This is a genomic window from Gemella haemolysans, from assembly GCF_012273215.1.
Classification (GTDB): domain Bacteria; phylum Bacillota; class Bacilli; order Staphylococcales; family Gemellaceae; genus Gemella; species Gemella haemolysans_A.
This window is the reverse complement of sequence record NZ_CP050965.1, coordinates 945074-956750: the sequence shown is the minus strand read 5'-3', so window position 1 is coordinate 956750 and position 11677 is coordinate 945074. Positions and strand designations below refer to the sequence as shown.

Below are 11677 nucleotides of genomic sequence, written 5' to 3'. Positions count from 1 at the left end.
AATAAGATAAATCTAAAACAATTTAAAAGAAGTTAATTTGATATTAGGTTGATATCTATTATATATACTAGTTCGAAACCTTATAATTAAAAAATAATAAATATGAATCTTTAAAAATATAAAAATGTATATCTATATTTATGTGATGAATATAGATATGTAATATAGTGAAATTTAGTCAAATAGTTAATGAAGTAGACAAAATGATATTTAGTTAATAATTTTTGATATATATTAAAATAAGAATATATAACAAGGTGCTGTTGATACTCTGTTTGTTAATAATATTTTGTTGTTGTATAATATTTATAGAATATTATAAGGAGACAAAAGTTATGTCAGAATATATACATACAAAGGCTTATTTAGAGCCTAATGAATTATATGAATACACTAGTAAAAAAGGTGTAGCTAAAGCTTCGGGAAACTTAAAGTATATGTTGAGTTTAGGTTTCTTAGGGGGGGCTTTTATCGCAGTAGGCTATCTTGCTTATTTAAAAGTTGCAGGATCTATCCCACATGAGTTTGGAGGATTAGGTGTATTATTAGGTGCAGCTGTCTTTCCAATTGGTTTGATATGTATATTAGTAGGTGGTGGAGAATTAATAACAAGTAATATGATGGCAGTTACATTAGCATTTTTTAATAAAAAAGTTAGTCTAGGAATGCTGGTGAAAAATTTTATTATTATAACCTTAGCAAATTTAGTAGGCGCTATTTTCGTAGCATATTTTTTAGGACATGTGACGGGACTTACTGAAGGGGCGACATTTGCGAAAACATTAGCTACTGCTGAGTCAAAAGTTAACGCGACACTTTGGCAAGGTCTGTTTTCAGGTGTCGGGTGTAACTGGCTAGTAGGTATGGGGGCATGGTTATCATTCTGTGCTAAAGATGTAAGTGGAAAAATAATTGGGACGTGGTTTCCAATTATGACATTCGTAGCCGTTGGGTTTCAACACGTTGTAGCCAATATGTTCGTTATCCCAGCAGCAATGTTTGGTGGCGCTAATATTACACTATTACAGTTTTTTAATAATATGTGTGTAATTTTTTTAGGGAATTTTTTAGGTGGAGCACTATTAGTTGCTGGTTTATATACAATAGCTTATAAAAATAATAATTAAAAATTATAATTTAATATAACCATTGGGAAACGTTTTATTTCTGGTGGTTATATTTTTTACTTTATATTGAAAGTAGTAATATATTTGTTTAGTTATGTTAGATAAGTTTCAACTAAGTTTATTAATTTGTACAGATTTTAATAAAATCTGTATTAAAACAGGGGTTGAAAAAATGTCGTTGTTATTGTATAATCTTTATTGTAGATATAGAAAAGGTTGTATCTATGTAATTATTATAAATTTTTTAAGGAGAGTGTTATTATGACAAACACTGTAGAATCTAAAGTATTTTTAGAGCCACAAGAAACTTACGAGTTAACTTGTAAAAAAGGTGTTGCTAAAGCGACTGCAAGCCTTAAATACATGTTAAGTTTAGGATTCTTAGGTGGTGCATTCATCGGGGTAGGTTTCTTAGCTTTACTTCGTGTATCAGGATCAATTCCTAAAGAATTCGGAGGAATTGGTGCATTATTAGGGGCATCTGTTTTCCCAATCGGACTTATTTGTATTTTAGTAGGTGGTGGAGAGTTAGTTACAGGTAATATGATGGCTGTAACTGTTGCATGGTTTAATAAGAAAATTAGTTTTAAACTATTAGCTAAAAACATGGTTGTTATTTCATTTGCAAACCTTGTAGGTTCATTAGTTATTGCTTATTTCTTAGGACATTTAACTGGTTTAACTGGTGGGGCTATTGCAGCTAAAACTATTTCAGCTGGTGAATCAAAAGTATACTTAACATTCTGGCAAGTATTCTTCTCAGCTGTAGGTTGTAACTGGTTAGTAGGTATGGCAGTATGGTTAAACTTCGCTGCTAAAGATGTAGGTAGTAAAATGTTTGGTGTATGGTTCCCAATTATGACATTCGTTGCTATTGGATTCCAACACTTGGTTGCGAACATGTTCGCAATCCCAGCTGCTATGTTTGAAGGTGCAAATATCTCTGTTTTACAATTTATCCAAAACATGGGAACAGTATTCTTAGGAAACTTTGTTGGAGCTGTTACTTTAGTTTCTGCTCTATACACATTTGCTTACAAAAAATAAGTTTATAAAAGTCGATAAAATATAATTTACATTAATAATATTAGCAAATAAATAAAAAAGATGAAGTTGGTGTTATACTATACTTCATCTTTTTATTGTATTACATATTATTTGTACTTTGGATAAATAACAACAAGATAAAAAAGATTCCAAATTGTTTAACTTGGAATCTTTTATTTTTATATTATTCTTCTACTTTAACAACCCATCCGAATTTGTCTTCAACTTTACCAAGTTGGATACCAGTTAGTAGGTTGTAGATTTTTTGAGTCCATTCTCCTGGTTTATCATCTTTGATAAGTTCTAATTTCTTAGTACCATCGAATAATTCACCAACAGGAGCGATTACTGCAGCAGTACCACATAAGAATACTTCTTCAAGTTTTCCATTGTCATATGCTTCGTAAACTTCTTCAAGAGATAATTTTCTTTCTTCTACTTTTTCACCTAATGATTTAAGTAATTCTAATACTGATGCACGAGTGATACCTGGAAGGATTGAACCGTTTAATTCAGGTGTAACGAATGTTCCATCAATTTTGAAGAAGATATTCATTGCTCCTCCTTCTTCGATGTATTTTTGTTCTACTCCATCAAGCCATAGAGATTGAGAGTAACCAAGTTCTTGAGCTTTCTTTTGACCTTTAAGAGATCCAGCATAGTTACCTGCAGTTTTAGCGAATCCAAATCCACCACGTACAGCACGTACATATTCGTGTTCTACAAAGATTTTATTAGGTTGAAGACCAGCTTTGAAGTAGCTTCCTGATGGAGATAAGATAATTATAAACTTAACTTCATGGTTAGGGTGTACTCCAAGTGCTTCTTCAGAACCATATAAGAATGGTCTAACGTATAGTGAAGTACCTTCAGATTTTGGAATCCAGTCTTTATCGATAGAGATTAATTTTTTAAGAGCTGCTAATGCGAACTCTTCATCTAATTGTGGTAAAGCTATACGGTCTGATGATTTATTTAAACGTCTAAAGTTTTGTTCTGGACGGAATAAAACAGCTTCTCCATTTGCGTTATATGCTTTCATTCCTTCGAAAACACTTTGTCCGTAGTGTAATACGTTTAATGCAGGTGATACTGGGATAGGTCCATAAGGTACGATACGTGGATCATACCAACCTTTGTCAGATGACCAATCCATAACGAACATGTGATCAGTGAATACTGAACCGAATCCTAATTTATCATCTGGTGTTTTTTCCTTTGGATTTTTAGTAAGTTCTACTCTTATATCATTTACTGTTAGTTTTGTCATAATAATATTTCTCCTTTTATAAACAATTAATTTTTTAAATATGTTAAAGTTATTATAATACTAATCAAAGTTTTTTTCAATACTTTTCTTTAAATTTTCTGAAATTTTAATCAAAATATCCGAAATTAGATGTTAAAAATTTTCTGAAAAATGCTATAAAATTATATGTAAACATTGATTGGAATTTTATTCTATATTACTAATATGAATTCTATTTTTACTAAAAATATGATACAATATTAGTAGTATTACATTAACAATGTATCTAATATAATAAGGAAGGAAGATAAATTTATGGAAATTAAAAAATCATTAGAAAATAAGTTCAACACGTCACTTGCAAACCTTACAGGTTCACCGATAAGAGAGTTTGATAGATATGCTTCTTCTATAGAAGGAATTATCAAATTAACTTTGGGAGAGCCAGATTTTGACACTGCAGAAGAAGTTAAAGAAGCTGCTAAACGCGCTTTAGATAATAATAGAACACACTATTCAGTAAATAATGGTATTGCTGAGTTACGTACAGCATGGGCTGCGAATTTAGAGAAAAGATATAACTTAAATTATAGCCCTGATGAAATTATCGTAACAATAGGGGCATCGGCTGCGATAGAACACACAATTTCTGCTGTTACTAACGAGGGAGATACTATCTTAGTAGTAACACCATACTTCTCAGCTTATGAGGGAGTTGGTATTTTAAATAAATGTAATATCAAATTTATAGATACAGTTGACAATGGGTTTAAAGTTCTTCCTAGCGATTTAGAAAAAGCTTTAGAAGAAAATAAAGATGCAAAAGCAATATTAATTAACTATCCAAATAACCCAAGTGGTGTTACATATACAAGAGAAGAAGTTAAAGCTATTGCTGATGTATTAGGAAAATATGATATTTTTGTAATTAGTGATGAAATATATGGGGATATTACATATAATTACAAACACACATCATTAGCGGAATTTATTCCGGAACAAACTGTTCTTATTAGTGGATTATCTAAATCTCATGCTATGACAGGATGGCGTGTAGGATTCATCGCAGCTCCATTAGCGATGATTAGAAAAATTGGAGTATTCCACTTATTTACAGTTTCTGGTGCAGCTACATTTATTCAAGACGCAGCGGTAGTAGCACTTAATGATGAAAATGTGGATAAATACAATAGACTTATGATTGAGACATATAGAGAAAGAAAAGATTATATGGTTCCAAAACTACGTGAATTAGGATTTGAAATTCCTGAAATCGATGGAGCGTTTTATATCTTTGCTAAAATTCCAGCTAAGTACCGTGATTTAGGTGCTATGGAGTTCTGTAAAATATTAACGAAAGAAGCTCGTGTTGGAGTTATTCCGGGAACAGCTTTTGGTAGCGCATATAATGACTTCTTTAGAATTAGTTATGCAACAAGCATCGAGAATATTAAAGAAGCAGTTGAAAGAATTTCTCAATTTATGAATAAATAATATAGTAGAAAGGTTATTCGAATGAAAGGTAAATTCATAACAGTAGAAGGTTCAGATGGTTCAGGTAAAACGAGCTTTATTAACTTTGCTACAGAGTATTTAACAAGAAAAGGTTATAAGGTTATTACAACACGTGAACCTGGAGGAACAGATTTTAGTGAGAAAGTTCGTGAACTTTTATTTGATAGTTCTAACGATATTGACGCTAAAACTGAAAGTTTGCTATTTTGTGCAAGTAGACGCGATCATATTGTAAAAAAAATACTTCCACATGTAAATGAAGGTTATATAGTTATATGCGATCGTTTTGTTGATAGTTCAGTAGCTTACCAATCTTATGGTCGTGGACTTAGTAAACAAGATATATTGGATATTAATGCATATGCTACTGATAACTTAGAACCTGATTTAACTTTATACTTTTCAGTAGACGTTGAGGTAGGTCTAGCTCGTACAAAAAATAGAGACGACAATAACCGTATGGATCAGGAAAGTTTAGACTTTTATAAAAATGTAAAACGAGGTTATGATGACCTTTCGAAAGAGAATACAGAGCGCATCAAAGTAATTGATGCAAGTGATACTTATGAAAATGTTCAAAAACAGGCACTTTCAATACTGGAAGGATTTTTAGACAATGAACTTTAGTAAAGATGAAATTGTAATAAAATCTTTAACAAATACATTAAAAACTAATAAACTATCCCATGCCTATCTAGTGATAGGCGAGGATAGTTTATATTCTGATGAGTTTATTTTAAGTTTTGTTAAAGCAATATTTTGTTTAGAAAATAAAAATAAAGAATTTTTTAGTTGCGAGAGCTGTAACAATTGTCGCAGTATAAATCACGGCAACTATGTAGATTTTTATAAATTAACTAGTGATACTTCTATAAAAAAAGATGAAATTCAAACATTGAAATCTGACTTAAGTATTAAATCATTTTATGGTAAAAAAATATATTGGATAAAAGATATCGAAAAAATGACAGAACAAGCTGCAAATAGCTTGCTTAAGTTTTTAGAAGAACCTGAAGACGATATTATTGCTATTCTTAGCTGTAAAAATATTAGTGCAGTATTACCGACTATTATTTCACGATGTCAACAGATAAAATTAGTAGGGCAGAGTGAAGATAGGGAAGTTACAGAAAATGAAGAAATAATAAAGATTGTTTCTGAATATGTAAAAAGATATAGTAGGAAGCCACATATGGCTAATATCTATGTTCTAGGCTTACTTAAAGTTAAGGAAGATATATTAGAGTTTTTTAAATATTTGAGCATTAAAACTACAAACAGTTATTCTGAATCTAGTCAACATGACATAGTGAACATAAGTAAAGTTCAAGAGAAAGTACTGCTTGCTTTAGCTGATTTAAATGCTAATGTTAATGCAACATTAGTTTTAGAAAAATTTTTATTTACAGTTTTATTGGATAAAATCAATTTAGAATTTTTATTGCGAGGTTAGTATGGAAGAGAATTTGAGAGTAGATTTAGTTTCAAAAAATTTTAAAATTTTGCAGAAGGTTGATCATTATAGTATGTCAACAGATTCTTTTTTACTTCCTTATTTTGCTAATGTACCGAGAAGTTTCAAAAAAAGTATAATTGAACTTTGTAGTGGTAATGGTGGGATTTCGATTATTCTAAGAGAAAAATCAGATGCTAAAGTTGAAATGTTAGAAATTCAAGAAGACTTAGTTGAACTTACTAAAAAAAGCATAGAACTTAATGGAATTACGAATATAGAAGTAAGAAATGGTGATGTAAAAAATGTGAAAGAATACTATAAGCCATCATCGTTTGATTATGTAATTTGTAATCCACCGTACTTTCCAGTGGAGAATATGCCGAATCAACGTGAAAAGTTAAATCATAATATTTCACGTCATGAACTTTTATGTAATTTAAGTGATATTGTAAAAGCAATAAGATATTTGGTTAAACAAAATGGTAAGTTTGCTATGGTACATCGAACATACAGGATAAGTGATATTATTTCTGAATGTGAAAAAAATGGCTTAGCTATTAAAAGAATTAGATTTGTTTATAGCAAAGAAACAAGTGATACTAGTAAAATAGTATTAATTGAAGGAAGTATCTCGAAAGTTAGTGATATCAAAGTAGAACAACCATTTTATATTTATAATGAAGATGGAAGTTATACAGATGAAATGAAGAAAGTGTATGGTATTTATGAGTAGTTTTATGTATGTAGTTGAGTGTAGTGATAAAACTTGGTATACTGGATATACGACTGATATTGTTAGACGAATAAAAACTCATAATGCAAAAAAAGGTGCGAAATACACTAGGGTTAGAGTGCCGGTAAAACTTTTGTACTTTGAAGAATTTGAAACTAAAAGTGAAGCGACGAGAGCTGAAAGTTTATTTAAGAAATTAACACGTACTAAAAAAGAAGAATATATTTTATTAAATTTAGATGCAAGTAAAAGGCAAGAAGTAAAAGATTTAAATAAAAAAATAGAGGAAAAATAAATGTTATATTTAGTAGGAACGCCAATAGGTAATTTGGAAGATATTACTTTAAGAGCATTAAGGGTGCTAAAAGAAGCGGATATTATAGCTTGTGAAGATACAAGAAATACACAAAAATTATTGAATCATTATGAAATAAAAGGTAAAAAACTACTTAGTTACCATGAACATAATGAAGATAAGATGAGTGATAAAATAATAGAATACTTAGAAGAGGGATTAGAAATAGCGTTGGTAACAGATGCTGGGATGCCATGTATTTCAGATCCAGGGTATGTACTGGTGGAAAAGGTGAAGGGAGCAGGACTTGATGTTGTTGCTTTACCTGGTGCTAATGCTGGACTTACTGCATTAGTGGCAAGTGGAATAGAATCATATAATTATACTTTTTATGGATTCTTACCACGAAAAACTAAAGAACTTAAACAAAAGTTAGAAATTATTTTAAGCTCAAAAACAACTGGTATTTTGTATGAGAGTCCACATAGGGTGAAAAACTTAGTGGAAGAAATCGTAAAAATATCCCCAACAAGAAAAATTGCAGTAGCGAGAGAACTTACAAAGATGTTTGAACAAATTGAAACATTTGAAGCTAGTATAATATTAGATATGTTGGGTGAAGAGATTAAGGAAAAAGGGGAGTTTGTTGTTATTATTTCTCCTTCAAAAGATGAAGAAAAAAATGAATTTAATCTTGATGATATTGTAGAAATAATTTATGAAAAAGTACAAAATGGTGAAAAAAAATCAGAAGCTATTAAAAATACTGCTAAAGAATACGGCATAAATAAAAAAGAGGTTTATAGTTTATATCATGAAAAATATGATTAATTTCATAATAGTAAATGTATTGGTAATAATATTTTTAATTGCCGCAATTCACATAAAAATATTTTTCCTACCTTTAACAGTATTTGTATTCTTAAATATATATCTAATATATAGAAGAAGTTCAGATTTAGATAAAAATGAACAGAAGAAAAAAATTATGTTGCATAATGTAAAGAATTCTCTAGGTGTGATTCTAGGATATACTGAAGCTCATAATGATGAATTAATTACAAAAGAGGAACTTGATGAACGAATTAATGAAGAAATTCAAGAGATAGTTTCAATGATAAAAGACGAGATCTATAAGTAGAACTCGTCTTTTTGTTTTGTATTACTCATTATAACTATTTATTATTCTTTGACTTTCTCTAGCTTTTTTTCTACGTTTTTTCCATGTATTAGCAGAGAAGAATACTATTAATGGCATCAATTCTAAACGACCTAATAGCATTGAGATAGATAATATAATTTTAGTAAAATATGGTATTTGTGAGAAGTTACTCATTGGACCATAGTGATTGAATGCTGGGCCAGCGTTACTGATTGATGTAACTGTTAAAGAAATTGCATCTTCAAAGTCGTTGATTTGGAATGTTATTAAGAATAATATTATCACATATACAAATCCGAATAATAGTAAATAGTTAGAAAGTGGAGTAGTGTCTTTTATTACTTTTCCATCTATTTTAACCATCGCTATTTTTCTAGGGTTTAAAGCTTTACTTATACTTAGTTTGGCATTTTTTACGAAGAAAATAAGTCGTGGAATTTTTATTCCACCAGCAGTTCCTCCTGTACAACCTCCAACGATCATCAGTATTAAGATTATCATTTTTGAAAATACTGGCCAAATGTTAAAGTCATTATATGTAAAACCTGTAGTGGAAACAACAGATGAAACTGTGAAAAATACATCTAATAAACTATGGTTTGGCGTATCATATGAACGATAAATATCTAGAAACATGATTACAGAAAGTATACCAATCATTCCAAAGAACCATCTAAGTTCTTCACTTTTTAGAACTTTGAAGTATCTTTTAAAAATAATAAAGTATAATAAACTTAAATTCATTGAGAAAATAAGCATAAAGATAGCGATTACTACTGTAACATAAGTACTGTTATAATATGCGATTCCTGCATTTCTTACTGAGAAGCCACCGGTTCCAGCAGTAGAGAAAGCTAGGTTTATACTATCAAAAAATCCAACGCCGCCAAACATTAAGAATATAAACAAAAGTACTGTAAGTGCTATATATATTCCATATAGATAAATTGCTGTTTGTTTCATAGAAGATACAACTTTCCCGAAATAAGGACCAGGTACCTCGGCTTTTGCTATATGAATAGTATGAGGAGATCTTGGTAAAATTGCTAGAGCAAATACAATAACCCCCATACCACCTATAAAGTGGGTGAAACTTCTCCAAAATAGTAAACTCTTGTTTAAAGTCTCAATATCTTCTAAAATAGTTGAACCAGTAGTTGTAAAGCCACTTACTGTTTCGAAGAAACTATCTATATAATGAGGTATCTCCCCTGAAATATAGAAGGGAAGTGCCCCAAGAATTGAAAAGATAACCCAAGTAAGGGTAACTATTACATAACCTTCTCTTTTGTAGAAATCACGTTCGGTAACATCTTTTGTTAAAAAATGTAGTAATAATGATACTGTAAAACATATCATTATAGTAATTAAAAATGAGTTAGTCACATAAGTAGGTTCTTTATATATTAATGAAATAATTGTAGGAAGTATTAGTAAAGCGGCTAAAAGAATTAGCATTTTACCTAGAACATTAAAAATCATTTTAAAATTCATAGATTACCTCCTAGCAAGAATATCATCGATATGTTCAATTTTTTGTTGATAACTAACTACTACGACATTATCATTCACTTTAATTTCGTCATCACCATTTGGGAAGATTTGTTTATTATTACGAATTATAAATGCGATAAGAGTATTATCATTAATATCAAGATCTTTTAATTTTATACCGATAACTTTTGAATTTTCGCTTGAGATTTTGAACTCAATTACCTCAGCTTTATTATTCGCTATTCTATAGAAATTCTCTATATCTGTAGTACGACTACATTGTAAAGATTTTGTATGTTTTTTTATTATATTTCCCACGATTTCTTTAGGAGTAATATATGAATATTGACCGATATCCTCAGCTATCTGTTTTAGAGATGCACGATTAACTTTTGCTACAGTTTTCTTAATACCAAGTTTATGTGCGTATATATTAATTATAATATTTTCTTCATCTAAACCAGTTAAAGATATACAACTATCGAAAGTCTGGATACCTTCTTCTATTAAAGTATCACGATCGCTTCCGTCAGCCCAAATAACATCAATTTCAGGATATGTCTCACTCAAAGAAATTGCTTTTTCTTTATCAATTTCTATTACTTTAGTGTAGAAAGAAGCTTTTTGTAAAAATTCTACAAGATAGTAGGCTACTTTTCCTCCACCTATTATTAAAGATGAAGTTATTTTCTTTTCTAAATTTTCTTTATTTCCTAATAGTTTATAGAATTTCTTTAGATTTTTATTTGAAGCAGTTATATGAACTTTATCTCCAACTTCAAATATATAATTCCCACGTGGAACGAATACTTCTCCCTTTCTTTCAACTAAACATACTAGGGAAGGGAAATCAATGTATTTTCTACTATCAATAAGTGAAACCCCCTTTAGTAAACTATTTTCATTTATTAATACTTCTAGAATATTAAATTTATTGTTTGAAAAACTTTCTACTTTTGTTGCGGTAGGATACTTAAGCATATAGAAAATTTGCTTAGCTGCTTCGTACTCAGGGTTAACCATAAGATCTATTCCTAGAGACTGTTTAATAAATTCTTTTGTTTTAGAATATTCAGGGTTACGAATTCTTGCTATCGTATATTTTGCTCCTATTTGTTTAGCTGCAATACAAGATATCATGTTTATTTCATCACTAGTAGTTACTGAAATAAACATGTCAGAATTAGCTGCATCTGCTTCTAATAATATGTCTGAATTTGCTCCGTTACCGATTAATCCATTTATATCATATGTTTCAACAAGTTTTTCAACACGACGTTCATTTGTATCTATAATTGTGACTTCATCAAACGTGTTAGAAAAATCGGCACAAAGAAGCTCTCCGACTTTACCACCACCGACTATAATTACTTTCACTTTCATACTCCTTTTTTAAATGATATTCATATTATAACCTAAATTAAAAGAATTTTCTATACCATATGATTTCACTAATGACTGATTTGATATACTAGGTGGGTTTAAGGAAAAGTTTGATTTAAATTGTATCTTATCAAAATGTATAATTATAATCTTTTAAAAATATCATTTTAAGTGAGTTTAAAATTGTTAATCTTTATACTATGGAATTGATAACAG

General features: G+C 29.8%; 12 protein-coding genes. 9 read left to right on the top strand and 3 right to left on the bottom strand.

Going from position 1 to position 11677, the window contains the following annotated elements; genetic code table 11:
- Positions 1–335: 335 nt before the first annotated feature.
- Positions 336–1127, top strand: coding sequence for a formate/nitrite transporter family protein (locus tag FOC48_RS04550; protein WP_003145839.1), 792 nt, complete (start codon positions 336–338; stop codon positions 1125–1127).
- Between the two features lie 261 nt (positions 1128–1388).
- Positions 1389–2174, top strand: coding sequence for a formate/nitrite transporter family protein (locus FOC48_RS04545; protein WP_003145840.1), 786 nt, complete (start codon positions 1389–1391; stop codon positions 2172–2174).
- Between the two features lie 184 nt (positions 2175–2358).
- On the opposite strand, the gene FOC48_RS04540 is transcribed toward FOC48_RS04545, so the two are convergent.
- A complete protein-coding gene (locus FOC48_RS04540; RefSeq protein WP_003145841.1) occupies positions 2359–3444 on the bottom strand; it encodes a branched-chain amino acid aminotransferase in 1086 nt (361 codons plus the stop codon).
- 294 nt (positions 3445–3738) lie between these two features.
- Between FOC48_RS04540 and FOC48_RS04535 the strand changes: the two genes are divergently transcribed.
- The 7 genes from FOC48_RS04535 to FOC48_RS04505 are packed head-to-tail and all read left to right on the top strand — an operon-like array spanning position 3739 to position 8563.
- Positions 3739–4917: an aminotransferase class I/II-fold pyridoxal phosphate-dependent enzyme gene (locus FOC48_RS04535; RefSeq protein ID WP_003145842.1), complete on the top strand. Its 1179-nt coding sequence runs from the start codon at positions 3739–3741 to the stop codon at positions 4915–4917.
- 21 nt (positions 4918–4938) lie between these two features.
- Positions 4939–5565, top strand: coding sequence for a dTMP kinase (gene tmk, locus FOC48_RS04530; protein ID WP_003145843.1), 627 nt, complete (start codon positions 4939–4941; stop codon positions 5563–5565).
- Entirely contained in the window at positions 5555–6391 is an 837-nt protein-coding gene (locus tag FOC48_RS04525; RefSeq protein WP_003145846.1) for a DNA polymerase III subunit delta', read from the top strand. Before tmk ends, FOC48_RS04525 begins: the two co-directional genes overlap by 11 nt.
- Before the next feature lies 1 nt (position 6392).
- Entirely contained in the window at positions 6393–7127 is a 735-nt protein-coding gene (locus tag FOC48_RS04520; protein WP_003145848.1) for a tRNA1(Val) (adenine(37)-N6)-methyltransferase, read from the top strand.
- Positions 7111–7422, top strand: a complete 312-nt coding sequence (locus FOC48_RS04515; protein ID WP_035466757.1) for a GIY-YIG nuclease family protein — start codon at positions 7111–7113, stop codon at positions 7420–7422. Before FOC48_RS04520 ends, FOC48_RS04515 begins: the two co-directional genes overlap by 17 nt.
- On the top strand, positions 7423–8253 hold the full coding sequence (gene rsmI / locus FOC48_RS04510; protein WP_003145850.1) for a 16S rRNA (cytidine(1402)-2'-O)-methyltransferase: 831 nt from the start codon (positions 7423–7425) through the stop codon (positions 8251–8253).
- Positions 8237–8563 carry a hypothetical protein gene (locus tag FOC48_RS04505; RefSeq protein ID WP_003145851.1) on the top strand — a complete coding sequence of 109 codons (327 nt, stop codon included), beginning with the start codon at positions 8237–8239 and terminating at the stop codon, positions 8561–8563. Before rsmI ends, FOC48_RS04505 begins: the two co-directional genes overlap by 17 nt.
- 21 nt (positions 8564–8584) lie before the next feature.
- Here the strand turns inward: FOC48_RS04505 and FOC48_RS04500 are convergent, their stop codons facing one another.
- Positions 8585–10078, bottom strand: a complete 1494-nt coding sequence (locus tag FOC48_RS04500; protein WP_003145853.1) for a TrkH family potassium uptake protein — start codon at positions 10076–10078, stop codon at positions 8585–8587.
- Positions 10079–10081: 3 nt separating this feature from the next.
- The gene (gene trkA / locus FOC48_RS04495; RefSeq protein ID WP_254263199.1) at positions 10082–11461 is read right to left on the bottom strand and encodes a Trk system potassium transporter TrkA; all 1380 of its coding nucleotides are present in this window, start codon (positions 11459–11461) and stop codon (positions 10082–10084) included.
- Positions 11462–11677 lie beyond the last annotated feature (216 nt).

Coding starts and splice junctions, on each gene's coding strand:
- FOC48_RS04525 (WP_003145846.1), top strand. CDS start 5,555: ATGAACTTTAGTAAAGATGAAATTGTAATAAAATCTTTAACAAATACA.
- FOC48_RS04535 (WP_003145842.1), top strand. CDS start 3,739: ATGGAAATTAAAAAATCATTAGAAAATAAGTTCAACACGTCACTTGCA.
- FOC48_RS04550 (WP_003145839.1), top strand. CDS start 336: ATGTCAGAATATATACATACAAAGGCTTATTTAGAGCCTAATGAATTA.
- FOC48_RS04540 (WP_003145841.1), bottom strand. CDS start 3,444: ATGACAAAACTAACAGTAAATGATATAAGAGTAGAACTTACTAAAAAT.
- FOC48_RS04545 (WP_003145840.1), top strand. CDS start 1,389: ATGACAAACACTGTAGAATCTAAAGTATTTTTAGAGCCACAAGAAACT.
- tmk (WP_003145843.1), top strand. CDS start 4,939: ATGAAAGGTAAATTCATAACAGTAGAAGGTTCAGATGGTTCAGGTAAA.
- FOC48_RS04515 (WP_035466757.1), top strand. CDS start 7,111: ATGGTATTTATGAGTAGTTTTATGTATGTAGTTGAGTGTAGTGATAAA.
- trkA (WP_254263199.1), bottom strand. CDS start 11,461: ATGAAAGTGAAAGTAATTATAGTCGGTGGTGGTAAAGTCGGAGAGCTT.
- FOC48_RS04520 (WP_003145848.1), top strand. CDS start 6,393: ATGGAAGAGAATTTGAGAGTAGATTTAGTTTCAAAAAATTTTAAAATT.
- FOC48_RS04500 (WP_003145853.1), bottom strand. CDS start 10,078: ATGAATTTTAAAATGATTTTTAATGTTCTAGGTAAAATGCTAATTCTT.
- FOC48_RS04505 (WP_003145851.1), top strand. CDS start 8,237: ATGAAAAATATGATTAATTTCATAATAGTAAATGTATTGGTAATAATA.
- rsmI (WP_003145850.1), top strand. CDS start 7,423: ATGTTATATTTAGTAGGAACGCCAATAGGTAATTTGGAAGATATTACT.